This is a genomic window from Aeromonas sp. Y289-2 (assembly GCF_027705925.1).
Lineage (GTDB): Bacteria > Pseudomonadota > Gammaproteobacteria > Enterobacterales > Aeromonadaceae > Aeromonas > Aeromonas veronii.
Window position 1 is genome coordinate 594,930 of the sequence record NZ_JAPDCH010000001.1, and the last position, 22,968, is coordinate 617,897.

Below are 22,968 nucleotides of genomic sequence, written 5' to 3' on the forward strand. Positions count from 1 at the left end.
ACCGAGAACACTATGAAAAACATCGACGTCCAACAGCTCACAGCGCAATTTCCACTGGTGCAATCCCTGATCGCGCTTGAGCCAGTCACCTGGTTCAACCCCAACACCACCACTCTGGCTGCCGGTCTGCCCTATGTGGGGCTCGATAACAACAATGTGGCGGACGCTTCCGCCCGCTTGGCCCGCTTCGCCCCCTATATGTGCGAAGCCTTCCCCGAGACCCGCACCAGCAACGGTATTCTGGAGTCCGAGATCGCCGCTATTCCGGCGATGCAGGCTACGCTCAACCAGCGCTACGGGGTCGAGGTCACCGGTCAACTGCTGCTGAAAAAAGACAGCCACCTGCCCATCTCAGGCTCCATCAAGGCCCGTGGCGGTATCTACGAGGTGCTGACTCACGCCGAACAGTTGGCGATCAAGGCTGGTCTGCTGCGGGAAGAGGATGACTACCGAAAACTGTTCAGCGACGAGTTTCGCCAATTCTTCAGCCAGTACAGCATCGCAGTGGGCTCCACCGGCAACCTCGGCATGTCTATCGGCATCATGAGCGCCAAGCTCGGCTTTACCGTCACCGTTCACATGTCAGCCGATGCGCGGGAGTGGAAGAAGCGCAAGCTGCGTGAACACGGCGTCATCGTGGTCGAATATGCCGAGGATTACGGGGTGGCGGTGGAACAAGGGCGCAAAGAGGCCGAGCGCGACCCCAACTGCTTCTTTATCGATGATGAGAACTCCCGCACCCTGTTCCTCGGCTATTCGGTGGCGGGCGAGCGGGTGAAAGCGCAGTTCGACGAGATGGGTATCAAGGTGGATACCGACCACCCGCTGTTTGTCCACCTGCCTTGCGGCGTGGGTGGCGGCCCGGGCGGCGTGGCCTTTGGTCTCAAGCTCGCGTTCGGAGACAACGTCCACTGCTTCTTCGCCGAGCCCACTCACTCCCCCTGCATGTTGCTGGGGGTCCACACAGGATTGCACGATGCCATTGCGGTGCAGGATCTGGGCATCGATAACCTCACCGCAGCCGACGGCCTCGCGGTAGGTCGCGCCTCCGGCTTCGTCGGCCGCGCCATGGAGCGGCTGCTGGCGGGCTTCTACACCCTGAGCGATCAGGAGATGTATGACCTGCTGGGACTGCTGGCGCGCGATGAGCAGATCACACTCGAACCGTCAGCCCTGGCGGGTATGGCCGGCCCGTGGCGGGTGGCAGCCAATCCCGAGTGGCTAACCGGGCACGGTTGCGATGCCGCAACCATGGCACAGGCCACCCATCTGGTGTGGGCCACCGGCGGTGGCATGGTGCCCGACGAAGAGATGGCAAAGTACCTGGCCAGCGCCAAGATCTAGGCTTTTTCGCCACATTTATCTGCAAATCAACCCGCCATCACGGCGGGTTTTCTGTTTTGGGAACAAGGGGATGGGGCTGTTCTGTCGTAGCCCATGGCGACAATTTCCCCAAGTTGGTCAGTTTGTGCTAAAATGGCGCTCATTTTTTGACATCTCGCGTCACGTTCGCCGCCAGATTGCCCATCGGGCTCTCTGCCCGGGTCGTGACTTTGCACCATCATGCCTGATGATGTTCCCCCCAGGATGAGCCGACAGGCTCCCGTCAAGGTGGGCACCCTCAAGGGCACATGAGATAAGGAGATCGGGTAATGAAACAATATCAAAGCTGGCTGGGAGATTATCTGATGAGTCGACGTGACGGAGATCACGCGATGGCTTCGGAACTTGCCAACACCATCTGCGCCTTCTGGAAGGCCCAGGGTGATGAAGCAGAAACCAGCAAATGGCAGCAACGCTATCAGCAACACGTAGAGCAGGCGCAATAAGCCCCTTCACTCTTTCGCGATAAAAAAACCGGCGCACATGGCGCCGGTTTTGCGTTTCTGGCAAGCAGCAGATTACATCTGCTCGATCATGTCCTGAGCAAACTGGGAGCAGGAGCGCAGGGTGGCCCCTTCCATCAGACGCTCGAAGTCATAGGTGACGGTCTTGTTGCGGATCGCCGCTTCCATCCCCTTGATGATGAGATCGGCCGCTTCGACCCAGCCCATGTGGCGCAGCATCATCTCGGCGGAGAGGATGAGGGAGCCCGGGTTGACCTTGTCCTGACCGGCATACTTAGGTGCAGTGCCGTGGGTCGCTTCGAACAGGGCAACGCCGTCACCGATGTTGGCACCCGGCGCGATACCGATACCGCCTACCTGAGCGGCCAGCGCGTCGGAGATGTAGTCGCCGTTGAGGTTCATACAGGCGATGACGTCATACTCGGCCGGGCGCAGCAGGATCTGCTGCAGGAAGGCATCGGCGATGACATCCTTGATGACGATGATCTTGCCGGTTTTCGGGTTCTTGAAGGAGCACCAGGGGCCGCCGTCAATCAGCTGGGCACCGTACTCGTTCTGGGCCAGAGCATAACCCCAATCCTTGAAGGCACCTTCGGTGAACTTCATGATGTTGCCCTTGTGCACCAGAGTCACTGAGTCGCGATCATTGTCGATGGCATACTCGATAGCGGCACGCACCAGACGCTCGGTACCGGCTTTGGACATCGGCTTGATGCCGATCCCGCAGGACTCGGGGAAGCGAATTTTCTTCACGCCCATTTCGTTTTGCAGGAAGGCGATCACCTTGTTCGCTTCAACGCTGTCGGCCTTCCACTCGATACCGGCGTAGATGTCTTCGGCGTTCTCGCGGAAGATCACCATGTCGGTCAGATCAGGACGCTTCACCGGGCTCGGGGTGCCGTCGTAGTAACGCACCGGGCGCAGGCAGATGTAGAGATCCAGCTCCTGACGCAGGGCTACGTTGAGGGAGCGAATACCGCCACCGACCGGCGTGGTCAGCGGGCCCTTGATGGCCACGCAATATTCACGAATGAAATTCAGGGTTTCGGCCGGCAGCCAGGCACCTTCACCATAAACATGAGTCGACTTCTCGCCGGTATAGATCTCCATCCAGGCGATCTTGCGCTCGCCCTTGTAGGCTTTCTCGACCGCAGCATTCACCACATTCAACATGGCCGGGGTTACGTCAACACCGATGCCATCCCCTTCAATAAACGGAATGATCGGATGGTTGGGAACCTGCAGCTTGCCGTTGGCATCGACTGTGATTTTCTGACCTTGGGTCGGGATTACTACTTTGCTTTCCATCGGCATCTCCTAACTTCCGTTTGTTATCAACTTGTTTGTTGCGCGCGGCCATCTTAGCCCATTCATTTTCATAATAAAACGACAAGAAAGCATGTCAGACCAAAGAGGTAGCCACCCGCCAGTGCGCCGTCACCACGCCTCTCCGACCCCGCCCCGTTATCCTTCCAGCTCGCTGGCCGCCGCCTGCGGCTGACTCAGGGAGCGGTACTGGGAAGGGGTCAAGCCGGTCTTCTGTTTGAACACCCGGCAGAAGTAGTTCACGTCACTGTAACCGCAGCGACTGGCCACCTCTTCAAGACGAAAGCGGTACTTTTTCAGCATGAATTTGGCCCGATCGATCCGCACCCAGCTGATGTAATCGGCAAGGCGCATATGACCCTGCTCGCGGAACAGGTGAGAGAGATGGCTGGCCGAGACGTTGAAACGATGGGCGATGGAGTCACGGGTGATGGGACGGTGAAAGTTCTCCTGGATATAGATGCAGATCCCGTGAAAGAGCTCTGCCCCCCGTGGCCGATCCGTGGCGGACTCCAGCAACAGCTGACGGGCACTCGCCAGCAGGGCCTGCAGCAGGTGATCATCGGTGGGGGAGCGACCAGGATCCTCGGTCAGTACGTTCAGCGCCGCCAAAATGTGTTCGATCACATGGCCCGCCCGCGCCATGATGCTGTGCTTTTGCACATCGAAAAAGTCCGGATCTTCCCTGCGCTTGCTCACCAGGCTGAACCCCAGCTGGCGTTTGCCAAACAGCAGGCTCAGCACCGAGCAGTCGGTGGTCCAGAGCGGCTTGTTCCAGCCGTTGGGAGGGATATAGAGCGCCTGCCCTGGTAACACGCTGATCTCTCTGACCCCCTCCTCCCTGTCCCAGATCTGGTTGAGATACTCGCCGCTAAAGACCAGCTCGAGGCGGGGAAAGTTGACCTGATAGCTGAAACTGGGTGGCACCCCCTGTTCACTGGCAAACCAGATTTGGTCAAATGGAACCTGTTCGCTCAGGGCTCCGTCGAGCAGTTGGCTGAAGATGAGAGACATGGTGATCCTGATCAAGAGAGAGGCAAGCGGTTGCGGCGCGCGCGACCGCCCATGTTATAGTCCGGTCCACAGCAGTAATGCCACCCTTTTCTGCACCCGATTTTCTTCAAACTAGACGAGGCGTCCCTTATGAGCAGTAGCGATCTGCCCTCCTTTCTGTTGATGCAAAACCCGATTCAAGGCTATGACTGGGGAAGTCATGACTCCCTCACCACCCTGTTTGGCATTCCCAACCCGCAAGGCAAACCCCAGGCCGAGCTCTGGATGGGAGCTCACCCCAACGGCTGCTCCGAGGTGACGCTGGCGGGCAGTGTGCAAAAGCTCTCTTCGGTGATCGACAAGGCTCCGGCCGCCGCGCTGGGTGAGGCCACCTTCGCCCGTTTTGGCAGCCTGCCGTTCCTGTTCAAGGTGTTGTGTGCCGAGAAGGCTCTCTCCATTCAGGTGCACCCGAGCAAGGCTCAGGCCGAAGCGGGCTTTGCCAAAGAGGAGGCCGCAGGCATCGATATCAAGGCGAGCAATCGCAACTACAAGGACCCGAACCACAAGCCCGAGCTGGTCTTTGCCCTCACCCCCTATCAGGCAATGAACGGCTTTCGCGCCATTCCCGCCATTCTGGCACTGTTCGAGCGGGTCAATCTGGCGGCCATCACCGATCTGACCGCAGCCCTTGCCGCCAGCCAGAATGAAGCGGGCCTGCAGCACTTCTTCCACCAGCTGCTGGTACTGGAAGGGGCGCGCAAGGAGGAGGCGTTGGAAGGGCTGCTGGTCTTTGCTAACGAGCATCAGGATGAGGAGACGTTTGCCCTCATCACCAGTCTGGCGGCCCAGTACCCGGGAGATGTGGGACTCTTCTCGCCGCTGCTGTTGAACGTGGTGACGCTTGAGCCCGGTCAGGCGATGTTCCTCGATGCCTGCACCCCGCACGCCTATGTACGCGGCACGGGTCTCGAGATCATGGCCAACTCCGACAACGTGCTGCGCGCCGGTCTCACCCCCAAATACATCGACGTGGCAGAGCTTTTGGATTGCACCCGCTGCTTGCCCAAGCCGGACGACCAGATCCTGCTGTCCCCCCGCTGTGATGGCGCGGTACAGCACTTCGACGTGCCGGTACCTGACTTCACTTTCAGCGTCTACCCGGCTGGCGAGCATCAGCTCACCACTGCCAGCGCCGAGATCCTGTTTGCCATCGATGACACAGTGACCCTCAAGCAAGGCGAACAGTCACTGCGTCTGGAAAAGGGGCAATCGGCCTTTATTCCTGCAGCGACTGGCAGTTATCAACTGCTGGCCGAAGGGCGGGTCGCCCGCGCCGGCAACCGCTGCTAATCAGCATAAGAGCCGACTCTCGTTGGAGGGGGAATATGCCTCCCCCTCCCAACAGAGCAATATGGCCTACCAGTCAAGTCCGTCTGTATCTCTACTGCTCTCTTATGCCTACCTTCCTTCAGGCATCTCGCTCTGAAGTCCATCCCTGACTGCATCCTGCCCACAACCAGCTCCACAGGTTTGTCGCCCAAGCTTGGCGCTACCCTGATGCAGATGACTGGGTTTGCTGATACGAAGAAAATTCCAGCCTGCACAAGCAACGGCGACACTCTGAGTATCCGAAAAAATGGAGGCAATAAAAATAACAACTCTACTCTCTACTATTTTCACCCCCTGATGAAAGCTAAAACAGCACATAGATGCATCGCCATTAAACCTTTCCCAGGCCATCATCATTCGGTCTGTAAACGTTTAGCAGCCGTAGTCATACAGAACCATTAATAATGCAAACGAAAGGGATCTCTTTTGAATTTTCGAGATGCGGCCCTATTCTTTAGTCGTTCTATAATTTAATTCCAAGCAGACCATTCGATCTTTGCTGAGAATAACAGCATAAGAAATCAACATTAACACACTGATATATAAACAGATTTATTTTTAACTCTACTTTAAATTGACGTAATCCGTAAAAAAGCCAGGCCGCATTAACTGACAATCCAATCAATTTAAAGGCAGAATAATGAGAGATTTGATATTTATTTCTTGATATGCCAGCCAAACCTCATTGCAGTAAAGAAATAGACCTTAAATACCCTCTGTGATTAAGATCTCTTTTATTTGATTTATTTTTAAGGTATCACATCTATTCGCCGCTATAAATTTCACACAAAGATCCCCTGACAAAAATAGATAAAAGAGGATATATGCTGACAAAAATGACAATTGGGCAAAAGCTGATCATGGCGTTTACCACTCTCGCTTTGTTGATGCTGGGTTTTGCCTGGTTTGCCACTTTACAACTCTCCAATATTTACCGTGACGCCAGTGAGGTCAGCGATAATATCGTGCCCTCCATCCGGGCATCCAGCCAGATGCATGTGTCCTTGCTGGACGCGCGCCGTGCCGAACTGAACATGGTGATAGATGCACTGGGCAAGGATCCCGACTCCCTCAACAGCAGCACACAGTCTTTCGAAGCGGCAAAGAGTCAGTACATGGCCGCCGAGCAACGGTATGGATCAATGCCTTTTGTGTCGGAGCGAGATCGCAACATGTTTGCAGAGCTGAAAACTGCAGCAGCCAAATATTTTTCAGCCCATGGTGACTTGGAAACAGCCATACGGCAGGGAGATATTGCCAAGATGCAGTCGCTGATCAAAAACGAATCCCGCGCAGCCCTCGAGCAGGCAGGACAGGATGGTCTGGAGCTTCGCAAGGAGAACGATCGGGTTGCCAACCTGCTGACCAAGCAGAGTGAGGCTTCCTATGAACGGGCAAAACTGCTGAGCACTACAGTCGGTGCGCTAACCTTGCTGTTCGTCGTTATTGTGGCCTGGCTGCTGATCCGGCAGATCCGCAATCCAGTGATGACCCTGCTGGAGCAGACCCGCCAGGTGGCGGCAGGCAACCTCACCAGCCAACTCGACATGAAGCAATTCTCCCATGACGAGCTGGGTAAGCTGGCTCAGGGGTTCAACGAGATGCAATCCAATCTGCGCATGCTGGTCAACGAGGTCTCCGGATCGGTGGTGCAGTTGGGCGCGGCCGCCGAAGAGATCAGCGCGGTGGCACAGCAATCGGCCAACAACATGGGCGCCCAGCAGCATGAGCTCAATCAGCTGGCCACAGCCATGAACGAGATGCAAGCCACGGTACAGGAGGTGGCCCGCAACACCAACGACGCCGCCAGCGCAGCGACGTCGGCCAGCGACACAGCCGCACAAGGCAGTGAAACCGTCAATGACTCAATCGGCAGGATTGAAAAGGTGGCTACCGCCATCGAAGAGACTGCTCTGGTGATCCGCCAGCTAGGTGATGACAGCCGAAATATCGGCATGGTGCTTGAAGTCATTCAGGGGATTGCCGAGCAAACCAACCTGCTGGCACTGAATGCGGCAATCGAGGCAGCCCGAGCCGGTGAACAAGGTCGTGGTTTCGCCGTGGTAGCAGATGAAGTCCGCACTCTGGCCAAACGAACCCAAGACTCCACTTCCCAGATCAACCACATCATCTCCGAACTGCAGCAGCGTGCTAACGAAGCGGGCGTCACTATGCAACAGAGTCAGGATATGATGTCCGAGACGGTACACACAGCTCGCGAAGCGGGAGCCTCTATTGCCGAAATAAGCAGCTCGGTTAACAGTATCTCCCACATGAATATTCAGATTGCCACCGCAACTGAAGAGCAGGGGGCGGTAAGCGAGGAGCTCAATCGCAATGTAGTCAACATCAGCAATGCCTCGGAAGAAGTGGCGACCGGCGCCAAACAAATGGCTCAGGCTTGCAACGACCTCAACCTGTTGGCAACACAACTGCAGGAGGTTGTACGCAAGTTTCGGACATAACGCCCGATTCTCCTCCCCTCATTAATCAGCTCAATAAGGCTGAAGCACTAAACAGCCCGCCATCCATAAAAGTGGCGGGCTTTGTTAAATAAGGGCTCATGCAAAACCCAAGGACACCGATGATGAACATAACAAGTGATCAGTAGATGGATTAACTCACATCAAGAGCTGCTCTCCCTCTTTCTGATTGTTCTCTCAACGCGTTTTGCCAGCACCTTCACATTTTCCGCCCTCAAAGTAGCACACAAATCTCCATACCTCCGAAGGCAAAACCTTTTCGACGCACTCATGCAAGTAGCAAGGCACATTCATAATTAATTGTTTTTATTAAAAAAAATAAAAACATCGGTATGAGTTGGCTTTCATGATGATATGCGAGCTGGGTCACATGACGACTTGCACAGCACAAAAATCCAGTAAACGGCACATTTGTCCGATTTCGGCACCGCGCCAACGGGAGAACAATATCCAGGTCAATTGTTCCCCCCATCATGCGGCTCGGCAACGGAGCCAGGAGAGTAATATGTTACCCACCATGACCAACGGCAGACTAATCTGCCTGGAGTTGAAGGCCACCAGCAAGGAGGCTCTATTCGACGAGATGGCACAGATGCTGGCGCGCGATGGCGCCGTGTCTGATCAACAGCAATTCGTCAAGGATATCTGGGCCCGCGAGCAGCTGGACTGCACCGGCTTCGAGCAGGGTGTCGCCCTGCCCCACGCCAAGAGCAAGGCGGTCACTCGTCCGGCCATTGCCATCGGTGTCAGCCGCCAAGGTATCGAATACGGCGCCGAAGATGGCAAGCCGACCCAGCTGATCTTCATGATCGCCTCCCCGGATGGCGGCGCCAACCACCACATCGAAGTGCTGGCCGAGCTATCTACCCGTCTGCTGGAGCCGGGCTTTATCGAGCAGATGAAGGCGGCCACTACCGTCGAGCAAGCCCTGACGCTGCTCAAGCAAGGCCCGAAAGCGGAAAAACCGGCGCCAGCCGCCAAACCGGCAGCCACTGCCCCGGCGGCCCCCGAAGAGCGTACCTTCAAGGATCGCCTCAATACCATGAAGCAGCACCTGCTGTTTGGTACTTCCCACATGATCCCCTTCATCGTGGCGGGCGGTGTGCTGCTGTCACTGTCGGTGATGATGAGCGGCAAGGGCGCCGTGCCGGAAGCGGGCTTCCTTAAAGACATGGCCACCATGGGTATCGCCGGTCTGACTCTGTTTACTGCCGTACTGGGTGGCTACATCGCCTACTCGCTGGCTGACAAGCCGGGCCTGGCCCCGGGCATGATCGGCTCCTGGATTGCCGTTCAGCACTATCAAACCGGTTTCCTTGGCGCCATTCTGGTGGGCTTTATCGCAGGTTTCGTGGTCAATCAGCTCAAACGGATCAGGCTGCCTGACTCCATGACCTCCCTTGGTTCGATCTTCATCTATCCGCTGATCGGTACCTTCCTGGTGTGCGGCATCGTGATGTGGGGGATCGGTGCCCCGATCGCCGCCATGATGGAAGGGATGAACCACTGGCTCTCCAGCATGGCGGGCTCAGGTAAAGTGATGCTGGGTGCCATTCTGGGTGGTATGACCGCCTTCGATATGGGCGGCCCGGTCAACAAGGTTGCTACCCTGTTTGCCCAGACTCAGGTCAACACCCAGCCCTGGCTGATGGGCGGCGTCGGTATCGCCATCTGTGTACCGCCGCTGGGTATGGCGCTGGCGACCTTCATGTCTCCGAAGCGTTACAAGAAAGAAGAGCGTGAATCCGGTAAAGCTGCCGCCATCATGGGCATGATCGGTATCAGTGAAGGTGCCATCCCGTTCGCCGCTGCTGACCCCATGCGCGTTATCCCGGCCATCGTCGCAGGCGGCATCGTCGGCAACATCACCGGCTTCATGATGCACAGTATCAACCACGCACCCTGGGGCGGCTGGATTGTCCTGCCGGTTGTTGAAGGCAAGATGGGCTACATCCTGGGTACCATCCTCGGCGCCCTGACCACCGCCATCATCGTCAACCTGCTGAAGAAGCCGGTGAGCGAAGAAGATGACGTCACTACCACCCAAACCAGCTTCGAAGTCATTGAAGCGGAAGGGGAAGCGGACGTACTGGCCATCACTGCTTGCCCGTCTGGCGTTGCCCACACCTTCCTCGCCGCCAAGAGCCTGCAGAAGGCTGCCGCCAAGCAGGGGATCAAGATCAAGGTCGAGACCCAGGGCGCCAACGGCATCATCAACCGCATCACCGCCAAGGATGTCGCCAACGCACGCTGCGTCATCTTCGCCCACGACGTGGCGATCAAGAACCGCGAGCGCTTCACCGATATCGAGGTCATCGACGTGAAGACCAAGGAGGCGATCCACAATCCGGAAGCACTGCTGGCCCGCACGCCGGGCAACAAGGCAAACGCCGCCTGATAGCAGTCAGACCAACCAGTACAAGGGGCCCATCACGGGCCCCTTTTCGTTGTCTGTCGAGCAACCGCACATCATCCCACCGACCAAGCCACTGATTTAAAACATATTAACCAGTCACATCACGGATCTTGGCGAGCCGTCACAGAACGGTGACGTGTAAAAAAACAGCAATTGAAGCGCTGGTCAGATCTCATGTCAAATGGCTCCGCCTACTAAACTGGAGCATCACAAAAATGATAAAAATCAATAAATTGGTTCTGGCTGTTACCCTCACCCTCACTGCCACCCCCTTGCTGGCCGCCCATTGGGAGTGCGGTGAGCACGTGCGCTTTGGCCTCCCCTCCGAATCGGATCAGAAGCTCTGCCGTGAAGGGTATGCCGTCGGCTACAACTACGACTACAAGGTGGCAGACTGGGTATCCTACCGGATGACCGCCCAGAGCGCACAGGGCACAGTGCCGCGCAAGGATGCCTTCGCCGAGGACAGGGAGATCCCGGTCGCCTACCGCGCCACCCTCTCCGACTACAAGGGCTCGGGCTACGACCGTGGCCATCAGGCCCCGGCGGGGGACATGAAATCGAACAAGAACACCATGAAAGAGAGCTTCCTGCTGAGCAACATGACACCTCAGATCGGGGTGCTCAACCAGAAGGCGTGGCGCGTGCTGGAGGACAAGGTGAACAAGTGGGCGGTCTCCCGCAAGGATGTGCAGGTGATCACCGGCCCCATCTTTACCGGCTCTGAAGAGTCCATCGGTCAGGGTGTGGCGATCCCGAGTGCCTACTACAAGATCGTGATGGACCCGGCCAGACTGCAGGCCATCGCCTTTATCATGCCGCAGGAAGAGGTGCCCATCAGCCAGATCGCCAACTACCGGGTCTCGGTACGCGAGGTGGAGGAGCAGACCCAGCTCAACTTCTTCAGCGATATGCCCGAAGAGCAGCAAGAGACGCTGGAAGCCCGCGTCTCCCCGATGTGGAACTGAGCGCGAACACTCGCCAACAGATGGATTGAGACGCCATCTGTCTTGCATCGCAACAGAGGGAGGGGGAGTCACGCTCCCCCTGCCCTTTTCAGATGGCTGCTGACCCGTTGCGGCCACTTTTGCGGCCACAGGTGTGGCATAACCCGACGACCCGCCCCGACTCACAGTTTGCCGCACCGTTAACTGGTATATTGCCCCTCTTTGGCACTAACAGACTGAATTGACGCACATTTGCCTTATCCCATCGGCCCACAAGCCGCTGCGCCACGGCGCGATTCAGCCCGACAGAGGACCTTTTGATGAAACAGACCCTTCTTGCCCTCACCCTCAGCAGCCTGCTGGCGCTCTCGCCCCTCGCCCTGCAAGCGGCCGAGAGCTCGATGCAGATGGAGCACGACCTCAATACCCTGGTCAGCAAACGCCAGGCGGTGGACATGCTGCTCGGCGAAGCGCTGCAGATCTACAAGTCGCCAGCCAAGATCTCCCACGCCGGTTTTACCGCCAAGATGCCGAGCAATATGGAGCTGGTGACCGAGCGGCTGCTGGCCGCCTACCAGCTTGAACCCTACCGCACCGACCTGCTCATCTCGGCTGCCAACGCCCAGATCTACAACGGCAACCTGAGCCGCGCCATCACCTTGCTGGAGCAGGCGCAGGCCGTCGCCCCCGATGATCTCGACATCAACAGCTATCTCGCCATCTGGCAGCTGGTGAAGGGCAACAAGGATGCCTCCCGCAGCTATCTGGCGAAAGTGGCGGATCGCAACAGTGGCCGCGCCGCCGATCTGGAGGAGATCATCGCCCGGGTACAGCGGATCACCGCCGCCCCGCTGCAGACCGAACTGACCGGGGATCAGGTCAAGGCCACCAAGGAGGGCAAGCGCGCCATCGTCACCCTGGGCTACGCCCTCAACCCTGACGGCAGCATGGACAAGATCCTGCTGGGCCGCCTGCAAACCACCCTTGAGCTGGCCAAAGCCGATCCGGAAGCGCTGATCATCCTGACCGGCGGCGTGCCCCAGAACCGCCAGACCGAGGGCAAGCTGATGGCCGACTGGCTGGCCAACCACGGCATCGACCGCAGCCGCCTGATTGAAGAGAACTACGCCACCAGCACGGTGGATAACGCCCTCTACAGCGCCTATGCCCTCGCCCGCCACCAGATTGACTATGCGGTGCTGGTGAGCTCCGCCAGCCATGTGCGCCGCGGCCAGACGGTGCTGGAAATCGCCTGCGACCAGATTGGCCCGGCCAACATCAAGGTGGCGAGCGTCAGCTACCCCGACAAACCCCTCGAGGAGCTGGCCACCCCGAGCGAGAGCGAGCTGCTCGGCATCTACCGCGACGCCCTGCGCACCTACGGCATGTGGAGCTACCGCTCCGCCCCGCTGATCGAGCGTTGATCGACAATCAAAACGAAAAAAATAGGGAGGCGTGATGCCTCCCTCTCTTTTTATTGACCGATGATTGGCCAAGCCGCGCCCGTTAGCTGACGATAAAGCCCTGTGAGGGGGCCGCTTTGGGATCATCACCGAAGCGGTTTGGTCCCTGCTGGCCATTGCAGACCATAAAGTAGATAAGCACCAGAGTACCGATAATGGGGATAAGCCCGAGCAGCAGCCACCAAGCGCTGCGATCGGTATCGTGCAGGCGACGGGCCGCCACCGCCAGCGATGGCAGCAGCACCGCTAGCGAATAGATGGAGCTTATCAGCTCATTGTCGCCGCCGATCAGCTTGTCCACCATGCCGAGCAACAGCATGACGATGACGTTGCACAGCACAAACATCCAGTATTCGGTGCGATGGGCCCGCCCGCTGAATACCGCATATTGCTTGAGGACCGAGATATACCAGTTCATTGCGCCTCCTGAGTGGCCTTTATGCCTATGAATAAAAAGAGAGTCGATAAAACAAGTAGTTAAGAGCTTAGCGCGATCATCCCCCCGAGTCGACAATGATGCCCGAACGCCTCCCAAACTAATCAGCTGCGGCAATCATTGACCGACCGAGCCGGAAGATAATTTGCCCTGCAACAGAGCAAATCACCCCCATCAGCGCATCACTCTCGTCACAAGCAGGAAAATGGTGCTTAATAATCCATTAGCAATCGTATGGACTCAGCGTGAGGATAGCGGTAGATTCGGCGCCCAATCCTGAACAGGATCTGTGTCTCCCTCCCATAATGAATCCACTTATTCATTACTTCTCCTAACACAGGGATAGCCATGAGTATTACACGCAGAGATTTTCTCAACGGCGTTGCCATCACCATTGCGGCAGGCGTCGCCCCCATCAATCTGCTCAAGGCTGCCGAAGGCGGCAGCGCGCTGGCGGATAAAACCCTGGCCTACCCGCCCGCCCTCACCGGCCTGCGCGGCAACCACCCGGGCTCTTTCGAACCGGCCCACAGCATCGCCCGTGACGGCAAGCAGTATGATTTTGCCAATATTCCCCTAGAGGGAGAATACGATCTGGTGATCGTCGGCGCCGGGATCAGCGGTCTGGCCGCCGCCTGCTTCTATCAGCAACTGCTCGGCGCGGATAAAAAGATCCTGCTGCTCGACAACCACGACGACTTTGGCGGCCACGCCAAGCGCAACGAGTTCACCACCCCCGATGGCCTGCGTCTGGGTTACGGCGGCAGTGAGTCCCTGCAATCACCGCGTTCGGTCTACAGCCCGGTGGCGCTCGGTCTGCTCAAGGCGCTGGAGGTCAACATCGACGAGCTGGCCGCCGGTTTCCAGCAGACCTTCTATCCGGATCTGGGGCTCAGCCGCGGCGTCTATTTCGACGAGAAGCACTTTGGCGTCAACAAGATAGTGAACGGGGATCCGGGTCACAACGTGGCGGACGATATCCCCCGCGATCGCCTGAACGGCCGTCCGCTGGCAGAGTTTATCGGTGACTTCCCCCTCGATGATGCCGACAAAGCCGCCCTGTTGGCCCTGCACGAATCGAAGATCGACTACCTGAGCGGCATGACCCGCGAGCAGCAGGATGAGTGGGTGACTCGCAACAGCTACACCACCTTCCTGCGCGATAAAGTGGGCCTCAGCGAGCGGGCGATCACTTACTTCCAGCAGCGCACCAACGACTTCCAGGCGGTCGGCATCGACGCCACCGCCTGCGCTGATGCGCGCCTCTGCGCCTTGCCGGGGTTCGACGGCCTCAATCTGACGCCGCTGGATGCCGAGGAGCAGGCGGAGCTGGACGATCCCTACATCTTCCACTTCCCTGATGGCAACGCCGGTCTCACCCGCCTGATGGTACGCAAGCTCATTCCGCAGGTGGCGCCGGGTCACACCATGCAGGATGTGGTGCTGGCCAAGTTTGACTACAGCAAACTCGACCTGCCTGAGCACAAGGTGCAACTGCGCCTTGGCAGCACGGCGTTGCAGGCCAAAAACGTGCGCCTCGCCGACGGCAAGCTGGCGGTGGATGTCACCTACATCAAGGAGGGGAAACTGCACCGGGTGCGGGCCAAGCAGTCGATCATGGCTGGCTACAACATGATGATCCCCTACATGGTGCCCGAGATGCCGGAGCCCCAGAAGGAGGCGCTGCGCCAGAATGCCAAGGCGCCGCTGGTCTACACCAAAGTGGTGATCAAGAACTGGCAAGCTTTCGTCAAGCTGGGGGTACACGAGGTCTACTCCCCCGCCGCACCCTACAGCCGGGTCAAGCTCGACTATCCGGTCAGCATGGGTGGCTACGAGCATCCCAAGAGCCCGGATCAGCCGATGTGCCTGCACATGGTCTATGTGCCGACCCTGCCGGGCAGCGGCCTCTCGGCACGCGAACAGTCCCGCAAGGGGCGCGCCATGATCCTCGGCATGCCGTTCGAGCAGCATGAGCAGATGATCCGCGAGCAGTTGCAGGGGATGCTCGGCAGCGCCGGTTTCAACCATGAGCAGGATATCCTCGCCATCACGGTCAACCGCTGGTCTCACGGTTACTCCTATGTCACCAACACCCTGTTTGATGACGAAGCGCAGTGCGAAAAATGGATTGAACTGGGTCGCCAGCCGATCGGCAACATCACCATCGCCAACTCGGATGCAGGCTGGAGCCCCTACGCCCACGCCGCCATCGACGAAGCGTGGCGCGCCGTCAACGAGCTGGTTGCCATGAGCAAGGGAGGTGCCCAATGAGCCGCGCCCTGTCACTGACCGCCAGCGCCCTGCTGCTGGCCCTGCCCGCCCTTGCCGCCAACGCAGCCCCCGCCATGTCGGCAGGCGAATACGTGGCCAAGCTGGGCGATTGCGCCGCCTGTCACACCAGCGAAACCAGCAAGCCGCTGGCGGGCGGCAAAGGGTTCCCGACCCCCATCGGTACCGTATTTGCCACCAACATCACCCCCGACAAGACCCACGGTATCGGCAACTACAGCCTGCCGGAGTTCATCAAGGTGATGCGCGAAGGGGTGGCCCGCGATGGCCATCGCCTCTATCCGGCCATGCCCTACACCGCCTACGCCAAGATGAGCGATAAAGATCTCGAAGATCTCTATCACTATCTGATGAAGGAGGTACAGCCGCTGGCCATCGCCAACAAGGAGAGCGACATCCCCTGGCCCCTCAACATGCGCTGGCCGCTGATGGGCTGGAACTGGATCTACCACGATGACAGCCGCTTCACCCCGGTCGCAGGCAAAAGCGAAGAGTGGAACCGTGGCGCCTATCTGGTGCAGGGAGCCGGTCACTGCGGCAGCTGCCACACTCCGCGCGGGTTTGGCATGCAGGAGAAAGCGCTGACCGAGGCGGATCCCGTCTACCTGAGCGGTGCGGCGCTGGATGGCTGGTATGCCCCCGATATTCGCGGCAGCCGATACAGCAAGCAGGCGCTGATCGACCTGCTGAAAACCGGCCGCAGCCAGCATGAAGCGGTCGCGGGCCCCATGGGGGAAGTGATCACTCACAGCAGCCAGTATTTCAGCGACGCCGATCTGGCCAGCATAGCCACCTATCTCACCGATCTGAAAGATGAACCGGTGGCGGAGAAAGGGGCCCGCGCCTACGCCAGTGCCAGCGGCAAGGCGGACTACGCCATGTACTGCTCCACCTGTCACGGGGCCAACGGCCAGGGCAATGACCACGTCATCCCCTCGCTGGTCAACAACCGCACCGTGCTGGCGAGCGATCCGTCGAGCCTGATCAACGTGTTGCTGCACGGCGCCGAAACACCGGTCACCCACGGCCATCTGGGTTACCACATGCCGGGCTATGGCTGGACCATGGATGACGAGCGGATCGCCGAGCTGGTCAACACCCTGCGCGCCTCCTGGGGCAATGAAGGCACCGCCGTCAAGGCGGCAGCGGTCAAGGCCCAGCGCGAGCTGCACGGCAAGGAGTAAGGGCTGTCAGCTCTCTCTTGACCAAGTGCCATAAGAAAACGGGCCTCCACTGGAGGCCCGTTTGCTATTGATGAACCAGGTTCCGGTGCTTATCCCTTGCGGGATTTTGGCCCCGGCAGTGGCGCCGTTGGCTGGCGGTAATCGCCATAGGGGAAGATATTGCGAAAACGCTGGGCCACCGGCTCGGGGATGGAGCGGGAGAAGATCAGCTTGACGCCATCGCCATCGCGCTGCCCCACAATGCGACCGCGCACCGTGTCGTGGCGCAGGATCTGCTTGGCATGCTCAATAAAGGCGGGTGACACCTTGCCCTGCTTGACCACTACCTTGCCGGGGGCAAGGCGGATCTCGAACAGGGCACCACGCCCCAGCTTCATCAACCACCAGATCAGGGCTATCGCCACTATCAAGGAAATCCAGGCCATCTTCATCCCTCCCAAGCTCTTGATATAAGGCAGTATAAGCGGCCGAGCGTTCCGATTGTTTGGCGCCGATCACAGCCCCCGCCTCAACGTAATAGCGCCTCTTTGCTCAGCAATACTTGCCCCAGCCCACCAGCGTCTCGCGATAGAGCGCCAGCAAGGCTTCATCGCGCACCGCCACCCCGACCTGCTGCGGACGATAGGCTGCCCAATCATCGTGGGAGTGGCGTTTGCCATCGAACTTTTGCAGGGTGTGGCCGATGGCCGGGCCGCTGGTGATGACCCGTACCGGTCCCTCGCGCAGGGTAAAGAGGGTCGGATCAATCACATAGGCGATGGCGGACGGATCGTGAACGTGGCAACCGGAGAGCCCCAGCTTCTCGGAGTAGAAGCGCAGATAGAAGCGGCTGACATCCCACAGGAAGCGGCCCGGCTCCCCCGCCTTGTCCCTGAGTTCATCCAGATAGGCGCTGCCGAAGAAGCTCTGCTGGGTCACATCCAGCCCGATGATCACCACCGGCCAGTCGGCGGTAAAGACCCGGTCGGCGGCATCGGGATCGTCGTGAATATTGGCCTCGGCATAGGGAGTGACGTTGCCGCGATGGCCGTTGACGCCAAACGCGCCCCCCATCACCACTACCTGTTTCACCAGCGAGACAATCTCGGGCGCCTGTTGTAGCGCCAGCGCCAGATTGGTCAGCGGGCCGATAGTGACCAGGCTGATCTCCCCCGGCGCGGCTTTCACCGCCTCGACAATATATTGCCAGGCGGGGCGGGGATCCGGAGCGATAGTCACCTCCCCCGCCTCCATGTCGCCAAAGCCGCTCGGGCCGTGGACTATGGTGGTGGGGCCGACCGGCTCGCGCTGCAGCGGGGCGGCAGCACCTTTGGCCACATCCGCCTTCATGCCGTACTTCTGCTTGAGCCAGAGGGCGTTGCGGGTGCCATTGTCGATGGTGGCGTTACCAAAAACAGTGGTGATGGCGAGCAGCTCGATGGCGGGGTGGGCCTCGGCAAACAGGATGGCCATGGCATCGTCGATACCCGGGTCGGTATCCAGAATGATTTTATGGGTCATGAGAAATTCCTACGGTGACAAACCCTGCGACAAAAGGGAGAGTCTACCCGGCTGACGGCCCCATATCCCGGCATGGGATCACAGAGCGGGCCTTTGCTCCCGGCAGCGGGGGCGCTGCTGGCGACAATTAGCATAAAAAACGCGGCCCTGTTGCCAGCGCCGCGCCCTTTATCGTTGTTCGTTATCTGCTATCTGGCAGTGATCTGCCTGACCGGATCCTCAGTGCTTGCGGTGCCAACGCGGTGAGGTCGCCTTCTCCCCCCAGGGGGTGACGCAGGGGAGCAGAGCCCCTTCAATCACCATCTCGCTGCCCGCCAGCGCTTCGGCGATCTTCTGGTGCAGCACCCGCAGTACCTTGCCCTCGTGCTCGGCCAGAGAGTGGCCCGCGGCAAAGAATTCCGGCTGATATTGCAGTGCCAGCTTCTGGGCGAATTCGTAGGTGTTGAAGCAATCCGGCATCCGCTCAACCACATCTTCAAGCCGGGCCAACAAGCTGTTCAGTTCCCTGGTCATAGTGCTCTCTCCGTGTAGGTTAATAGCCAAAAACTACCCCTTATTAGATAAGTCACCAACGAGCAAACCACAAAAGTGTGGGGAGACACACAGTTCTCTCTTGCGTCCGGCTCATGGTGAACGGCAGACAGCTTGCCAGCTTTACATTTCGGTAACAAACAGCTAGATTTAGACCGACTAATCAGTCGGTCATTTTTCATGCGGAGAACAACATGGGTGCGGCGCAGCTTCAACACACTCCTGAGGATATCCTCGCCATCAAATTGTCCCTGCCGGATCAGCTGGCGCGGCTCAAGCGGGCAAGCCTGGCTCACCCCATGCCAACCCTGGCAGAGCGCCGGGCACAGCTGACCAAACTCAAACAGGCGTTGCTCGCCCACAAGGGGCAGCTGTGCAAGGCGCTGGCGGCAGATTATGGTCAGCGCAGCCACTACGACAGCCTGATTGCCGATGTGCTGCCCTGCATCATGCAGATCAACTACACCCAGAAGCGGCTAAAACGCTGGATGCAGCCCCACCGCCGTCACACCGGCCTGCTGCTGGCCCCCGCCAAAGTAGAGGTGCACTTCCAGCCGCTCGGGGTGGTCGGCATTATCGTGCCGTGGAACTTTCCGGTGATGCTGAGCCTTGGCCCCCTCATCACCGCCATCGCGGCGGGCAACCGGGCGATGCTGAAACTCTCCGAGTTCACCCCTCATACCAACGCCGTGCTACGCACCATGCTCACCAGCGTGTTTGACGAAAACGAGATCGCCATCATCGAGGGAGATGCCCAGATGGCGGCGGCGTTCAGCTCACTGCCGTTCGATCACCTGCTCTTTACCGGCTCCACCATGGTGGGCAAGCTGGTGATGGCCGCCGCCGCGCCCCAGCTCACCCCCCTCACCCTTGAGCTGGGTGGCAAGAGCCCCTGTCTTATCGCTCCCGACATGCCGGTCGCCACCGCAGTCGAGCGGATGATCTTCGGCAAGAGCCTCAACGCCGGGCAGATCTGCGTCGCCCCTGACTATGTGCTGCTGCCCCGCAGCGAGGTGGAGAACTTTATCGCCGCCTATCGCCGCCACTTCAGCAAGCTCTACCCGCAGGGGCTCAATAGTGCCGACTACGGCGCCATCATCAACGACCGCCAGTATCAACGTCTCGTCAGCTGGCTGGATGAAGCCGAGCAGGCGGGAGCCCAGCTCCACCCCTGTGGCAGCCCGGCCCGCGACGACCAGCGCCGCCTGCTGGTGCCCCACCTGCTGACCGGGGTACCAAGTCAGTGTCAGGTGATGCAGCAGGAGATCTTCGGGCCGCTGCTACCGCTTATCCCCTACGACACTCTGGAGGAGGCGCTCGCCTATGTGGCTGAGCGGCCCCGCCCGCTGGCCCTCTATCTGATGAGCTTCGACCCCGAGCTGCAGGCGCGGGTGACCCGGGAGACCCACTCCGGTGGCATGGCGATCAACGAAAGCCTGTTTCAGGTGGCGGCCGATGATGTGCCATTTGGCGGCATCGGCGCCTCCGGCATGGGCCACTACCACGGCCACGAGGGGTTTCTTACCTTCTCCAAGGCGAAAACCGTGCTGACCCGCGGCAAGTTCACCACCGGCTCCCTGATCCATCCCCCCTACCACAGCTGGATCCAGAGGCTGATGATGGCCTTCTTCCTGCGCTGATGGAGATGACAATGAATCAGGCTATCCCGCAGCCACAAACCATGACCGACAAGCGCCGCCAGATCCTGGATGCCGCCCTCGCCCTCTGCGCCGAAGATGGCTTGCAGGGGGCTGCCACCGCCCGTATCGCCAAGGCGGCCGGGGTAGCCAACGGTACTCTGTTCCACCACTTTCCGAGCAAGGAGGCGCTGATCCTCGCCCTCTATCAGGATGTAAAGACCCGGATGGGGAGCGCCATCCATGAAGCAGATCCCACCCTGCCGCTGTACGACCAGACCCGCCACTACTGGCAGCTGGCAATGGAGTGGATGCAGGCTAACCCCAATGAGCTCAAATTTGTGCTGGGCTTCTTTCACTCTCCGCTGTTGGCCAGACCGGCCCGCAGCCAGATCCTGAACGATGCCCTGCGCTTTCTGCCTGCCCTGCTGGCAAAGGGGCAGGCTAGCGGCGAGCTGATGCAGGCCCCCGCGCCACTGTTGCTGGAGGTGTGTCAGGGCCAGTTCCTCGCCTGCGCATCACTGTTTGTCGATCAACCGGAGCTGGGAGAGGACGACTACTGGCAAGCCAGTGCGTTCGCCCTCTTCTGGTCAGCCATCTCAGGAGCCAATCCCCATGCAAACACGGATGTTTGAACCTGCGGCAGCCCTTGGCCGCCGCCTCTGGATCACCACTCTGCTCTGGGTGGTGGGTCGTACCCTCTGCCGCGCCGCCCGTACCGACGAGGCAGTACGCCGTGAATTGGCGCCGTTGCCGGACGGGTTGGCTATTCGCCTCGAAGTGGGCGGCATCGGCTACGCCATGAACATGCACAAGCAGGGTGGGCGCTGGTATCCCGGCGCGCCAGTCGCCCCCCATGCCACCATCCATCCGCTACGGGTGCGCTTCAAGCATCCCAATATCGCCTTTCGTGCCCTGAGTTTTCGGCTCGGGGTCAATCAGGCATTTGGCGAAAACCGGCTGCTGGTGGAGGGAGACCTGACCGTTGCCATGCATCTGGTGCGGGGGCTTGAGCAGTTGCAGTCCCTGATCCTACCCGCCTTTATCGCGCGGCCGCTGCTGCGCCACTATCCCGCCCCGACCAACAAGATCGGCCGGGCCTGCAACATCTATCTGGGTCTGGTGACCGGCTAACGCGCAAGGAGCCTTGAAATGAGCCGCTATTACGATTTCTTCTGCCCGGTCAAACTGCTGGCCGGTGAACAGGCGCTGGAGCAACTGGCCAGCGAGCTGGCCAGCCTCGGGGCCCGTCGCCCGCTGCTGCTGACCGACAAGGGGGTCAATGCTACCGGCCTTGCCACCCTGCTGGCCAATGTGCTGGCCGAGGGGGAGCTGCCGGTCGCCGCCATCTGGGACGAGATCCCGGCCGACTCTTCCACCGCCGTGGTGGAGCGGATCGCCAAACGCTATCGCGAGCTCGACTGCGACAGTCTGGTGGCGCTGGGGGGCGGCTCGGTCATCGACACCGCCAAGGCGGTCAACATTCTCACTTCCATGGGGGGTGAACACCTGCTCGACTACTCGGGCGCCGGTTGCCTGACCCGTCCCCTCAAGCCGCTGGCAGTGGTGCCCACTACGGCGGGCACAGGATCAGAAGTGACGCTGGTGGCGGTGATCAAGGATGAGGCGAGCGGGCGCAAGGTGCCCTTCACCTCCCCCTTCCTGCTGCCCCAGCTGGCGGTGTTAGACCCGCGCCTGACCCAGGGGCTGCCCCTCAATATCACCGCCGCCACTGCCATGGACGCCATGACCCACGCCATCGAGGCCTTTATCGGTACCGCCAAGAACCCGGTGAGCGATGCACTGGCCCTGATGGCGGTGGAGAAGATCGCCAGCGCCCTGCCGCAAATCATCCACGACCCGCAAAACAAACAGCTGCGGCTGCAACTGGCGGAAGGCTCCACGCTGGCTGGCATGGCATTCTCCAACTCCATGGTGGGGCTGGTGCACGCCCTCGGCCACAGTCTGGGAGCCCGCTGCCATCTGCCACATGGGTTGTGCATGAACCTCTTTTTGCCGACCGTGCTCGACTACAACCGCCCCGAAGTGGATAGCGAGTTGGCCCGGCTGCTGTTACCGCTGGTGGGGGCAGAGCGCTTTGCTGCCACCCCGGCCCATCAGCGGGCGGAGGCGACCATCACAGCCATTCGCACCCTGCGCGACACCTTGTGGCAAGCGGTCAAGCTGCCGCGCACCATGAGCGAGGCAGGGGTAAGCGATCGCTCGCTACTGACCGAGATCCGCGATCTGGCGGTCAACGACGGCGCCCTGCTGTTCAATCGCAAGGACGCCGACCGTGAGCAGTTACTCACCCTGCTCGAGCGAGCCTGGGTCTGATCCCACCCCTTTGCCAACACTCTTGTGCTGACACTAACGCGGTGCCCGACTCACCATCGGGCACCTTGATCTACATCGCGATATCGATGCGCCCTCTGTCAAAGGGGGATGATATTGACCACGGGCTCTCATTATCTGTTCTATACCTTGGCTAACAGTTATGTTGTGCCGAGAGACCCAACTTTAT

Annotated in this window: 19 protein-coding genes; 13 read left to right on the top strand and 6 right to left on the bottom strand. The window is 59.4% G+C overall.

The window, feature by feature from the left end; translation table 11 throughout:
* Positions 1-12 precede the first annotated feature (12 nt).
* Entirely contained in the window at positions 13-1,344 is a 1,332-nt protein-coding gene (locus tag OKC43_RS02605; RefSeq protein ID WP_270803812.1) for a D-serine ammonia-lyase, read from the top strand.
* A gap of 308 nt (positions 1,345-1,652) precedes the next feature.
* Positions 1,653-1,829: a hypothetical protein gene (locus OKC43_RS02610; RefSeq protein WP_005337712.1), complete on the top strand. Its 177-nt coding sequence runs from the start codon at positions 1,653-1,655 to the stop codon at positions 1,827-1,829.
* 72 nt (positions 1,830-1,901) lie between these two features.
* Here OKC43_RS02610 and icd read toward each other — a convergent pair whose 3' ends face one another.
* Both icd and OKC43_RS02620 read right to left on the bottom strand, forming a co-directional pair.
* Complete coding sequence (gene icd / locus OKC43_RS02615; protein WP_270803813.1) at positions 1,902-3,155, bottom strand: NADP-dependent isocitrate dehydrogenase; 1,254 nt, start codon at positions 3,153-3,155, stop codon at positions 1,902-1,904.
* A 156-nt stretch (positions 3,156-3,311) separates the two neighbouring features.
* The gene (locus OKC43_RS02620; RefSeq protein ID WP_005361632.1) at positions 3,312-4,187 is read right to left on the bottom strand and encodes a helix-turn-helix transcriptional regulator; all 876 of its coding nucleotides are present in this window, start codon (positions 4,185-4,187) and stop codon (positions 3,312-3,314) included.
* Between the two features lie 129 nt (positions 4,188-4,316).
* On the opposite strand from OKC43_RS02620, the gene manA reads away from it, so the two are divergent.
* The 5 genes from manA (at position 4,317) to OKC43_RS02645 (ending at position 12,825) form a co-directional block, all read left to right on the top strand.
* Entirely contained in the window at positions 4,317-5,516 is a 1,200-nt protein-coding gene (gene manA / locus OKC43_RS02625; RefSeq protein ID WP_270803814.1) for a mannose-6-phosphate isomerase, class I, read from the top strand.
* Between the two features lie 863 nt (positions 5,517-6,379).
* Positions 6,380-8,020 carry a methyl-accepting chemotaxis protein gene (locus tag OKC43_RS02630; RefSeq protein WP_270803815.1) on the top strand — a complete coding sequence of 547 codons (1,641 nt, stop codon included), beginning with the start codon at positions 6,380-6,382 and terminating at the stop codon, positions 8,018-8,020.
* A 523-nt stretch (positions 8,021-8,543) separates the two neighbouring features.
* A complete protein-coding gene (locus tag OKC43_RS02635) occupies positions 8,544-10,436 on the top strand; it encodes a PTS fructose transporter subunit EIIC (protein ID WP_270803816.1) in 1,893 nt (630 codons plus the stop codon).
* 233 nt (positions 10,437-10,669) lie between these two features.
* On the top strand, positions 10,670-11,422 hold the full coding sequence (locus tag OKC43_RS02640; RefSeq protein ID WP_179902086.1) for a DNA/RNA non-specific endonuclease: 753 nt from the start codon (positions 10,670-10,672) through the stop codon (positions 11,420-11,422).
* Between the two features lie 299 nt (positions 11,423-11,721).
* Positions 11,722-12,825: an ElyC/SanA/YdcF family protein gene (locus OKC43_RS02645; protein WP_270803817.1), complete on the top strand. Its 1,104-nt coding sequence runs from the start codon at positions 11,722-11,724 to the stop codon at positions 12,823-12,825.
* An 82-nt stretch (positions 12,826-12,907) separates the two neighbouring features.
* Here the strand turns inward: OKC43_RS02645 and OKC43_RS02650 are convergent, their stop codons facing one another.
* Positions 12,908-13,282 carry a DUF805 domain-containing protein gene (locus OKC43_RS02650; RefSeq protein WP_216948900.1) on the bottom strand — a complete coding sequence of 125 codons (375 nt, stop codon included), beginning with the start codon at positions 13,280-13,282 and terminating at the stop codon, positions 12,908-12,910.
* 366 nt (positions 13,283-13,648) lie between these two features.
* Between OKC43_RS02650 and OKC43_RS02655 the strand changes: the two genes are divergently transcribed.
* Positions 13,649-15,574, top strand: a complete 1,926-nt coding sequence (locus OKC43_RS02655; protein WP_019446634.1) for an NAD(P)-binding protein — start codon at positions 13,649-13,651, stop codon at positions 15,572-15,574.
* The gene (locus OKC43_RS02660) at positions 15,571-16,776 is read left to right on the top strand and encodes a cytochrome c (RefSeq protein WP_270803818.1); all 1,206 of its coding nucleotides are present in this window, start codon (positions 15,571-15,573) and stop codon (positions 16,774-16,776) included. The genes OKC43_RS02655 and OKC43_RS02660 overlap by 4 nt, the downstream gene beginning before the upstream one ends.
* Before the next feature lie 89 nt (positions 16,777-16,865).
* Here the strand turns inward: OKC43_RS02660 and OKC43_RS02665 are convergent, their stop codons facing one another.
* The 3 genes from OKC43_RS02665 to OKC43_RS02675 form a co-directional block, all read right to left on the bottom strand.
* A complete protein-coding gene (locus OKC43_RS02665; protein ID WP_005353195.1) occupies positions 16,866-17,201 on the bottom strand; it encodes a DUF3634 family protein in 336 nt (111 codons plus the stop codon).
* A 106-nt stretch (positions 17,202-17,307) separates the two neighbouring features.
* The gene (locus tag OKC43_RS02670; protein ID WP_270803819.1) at positions 17,308-18,276 is read right to left on the bottom strand and encodes a nucleoside hydrolase; all 969 of its coding nucleotides are present in this window, start codon (positions 18,274-18,276) and stop codon (positions 17,308-17,310) included.
* Positions 18,277-18,495: 219 nt separating this feature from the next.
* Positions 18,496-18,789 carry a hypothetical protein gene (locus OKC43_RS02675; RefSeq protein WP_005353197.1) on the bottom strand — a complete coding sequence of 98 codons (294 nt, stop codon included), beginning with the start codon at positions 18,787-18,789 and terminating at the stop codon, positions 18,496-18,498.
* Positions 18,790-19,001: 212 nt separating this feature from the next.
* Between OKC43_RS02675 and OKC43_RS02680 the strand changes: the two genes are divergently transcribed.
* From OKC43_RS02680 to OKC43_RS02695, 4 genes are read left to right on the top strand one after another with little or no spacing between them, the layout of a single operon-like run.
* The gene (locus tag OKC43_RS02680) at positions 19,002-20,447 is read left to right on the top strand and encodes a coniferyl aldehyde dehydrogenase (RefSeq protein ID WP_139410537.1); all 1,446 of its coding nucleotides are present in this window, start codon (positions 19,002-19,004) and stop codon (positions 20,445-20,447) included.
* Positions 20,448-20,458: 11 nt separating this feature from the next.
* Complete coding sequence (locus tag OKC43_RS02685) at positions 20,459-21,079, top strand: TetR/AcrR family transcriptional regulator (RefSeq protein WP_005337741.1); 621 nt, start codon at positions 20,459-20,461, stop codon at positions 21,077-21,079.
* Positions 21,060-21,578, top strand: coding sequence for a hypothetical protein (locus tag OKC43_RS02690; RefSeq protein WP_005361659.1), 519 nt, complete (start codon positions 21,060-21,062; stop codon positions 21,576-21,578). Before OKC43_RS02685 ends, OKC43_RS02690 begins: the two co-directional genes overlap by 20 nt.
* Before the next feature lie 18 nt (positions 21,579-21,596).
* A complete protein-coding gene (locus OKC43_RS02695; RefSeq protein WP_040067905.1) occupies positions 21,597-22,781 on the top strand; it encodes an iron-containing alcohol dehydrogenase in 1,185 nt (394 codons plus the stop codon).
* Positions 22,782-22,968 lie beyond the last annotated feature (187 nt).

What these genes read in the sequence shown, in the direction of transcription:
- OKC43_RS02630 (WP_270803815.1), top strand. Translation starts at nt 6,380, where the DNA reads ATGCTGACAAAAATGACAATTGGGCAAAAGCTGATCATGGCGTTTACC.
- OKC43_RS02680 (WP_139410537.1), top strand. Translation starts at nt 19,002, where the DNA reads ATGGGTGCGGCGCAGCTTCAACACACTCCTGAGGATATCCTCGCCATC.
- OKC43_RS02660 (WP_270803818.1), top strand. Translation starts at nt 15,571, where the DNA reads ATGAGCCGCGCCCTGTCACTGACCGCCAGCGCCCTGCTGCTGGCCCTG.
- OKC43_RS02650 (WP_216948900.1), bottom strand. Translation starts at nt 13,282, where the DNA reads ATGAACTGGTATATCTCGGTCCTCAAGCAATATGCGGTATTCAGCGGG.
- OKC43_RS02690 (WP_005361659.1), top strand. Translation starts at nt 21,060, where the DNA reads ATGCAAACACGGATGTTTGAACCTGCGGCAGCCCTTGGCCGCCGCCTC.
- OKC43_RS02665 (WP_005353195.1), bottom strand. Translation starts at nt 17,201, where the DNA reads ATGGCCTGGATTTCCTTGATAGTGGCGATAGCCCTGATCTGGTGGTTG.
- OKC43_RS02675 (WP_005353197.1), bottom strand. Translation starts at nt 18,789, where the DNA reads ATGACCAGGGAACTGAACAGCTTGTTGGCCCGGCTTGAAGATGTGGTT.
- OKC43_RS02640 (WP_179902086.1), top strand. Translation starts at nt 10,670, where the DNA reads ATGATAAAAATCAATAAATTGGTTCTGGCTGTTACCCTCACCCTCACT.
- OKC43_RS02695 (WP_040067905.1), top strand. Translation starts at nt 21,597, where the DNA reads ATGAGCCGCTATTACGATTTCTTCTGCCCGGTCAAACTGCTGGCCGGT.
- OKC43_RS02670 (WP_270803819.1), bottom strand. Translation starts at nt 18,276, where the DNA reads ATGACCCATAAAATCATTCTGGATACCGACCCGGGTATCGACGATGCC.
- OKC43_RS02635 (WP_270803816.1), top strand. Translation starts at nt 8,544, where the DNA reads ATGTTACCCACCATGACCAACGGCAGACTAATCTGCCTGGAGTTGAAG.
- OKC43_RS02685 (WP_005337741.1), top strand. Translation starts at nt 20,459, where the DNA reads ATGAATCAGGCTATCCCGCAGCCACAAACCATGACCGACAAGCGCCGC.
- OKC43_RS02655 (WP_019446634.1), top strand. Translation starts at nt 13,649, where the DNA reads ATGAGTATTACACGCAGAGATTTTCTCAACGGCGTTGCCATCACCATT.
- manA (WP_270803814.1), top strand. Translation starts at nt 4,317, where the DNA reads ATGAGCAGTAGCGATCTGCCCTCCTTTCTGTTGATGCAAAACCCGATT.
- OKC43_RS02610 (WP_005337712.1), top strand. Translation starts at nt 1,653, where the DNA reads ATGAAACAATATCAAAGCTGGCTGGGAGATTATCTGATGAGTCGACGT.
- icd (WP_270803813.1), bottom strand. Translation starts at nt 3,155, where the DNA reads ATGGAAAGCAAAGTAGTAATCCCGACCCAAGGTCAGAAAATCACAGTC.
- OKC43_RS02605 (WP_270803812.1), top strand. Translation starts at nt 13, where the DNA reads ATGAAAAACATCGACGTCCAACAGCTCACAGCGCAATTTCCACTGGTG.
- OKC43_RS02620 (WP_005361632.1), bottom strand. Translation starts at nt 4,187, where the DNA reads ATGTCTCTCATCTTCAGCCAACTGCTCGACGGAGCCCTGAGCGAACAG.
- OKC43_RS02645 (WP_270803817.1), top strand. Translation starts at nt 11,722, where the DNA reads ATGAAACAGACCCTTCTTGCCCTCACCCTCAGCAGCCTGCTGGCGCTC.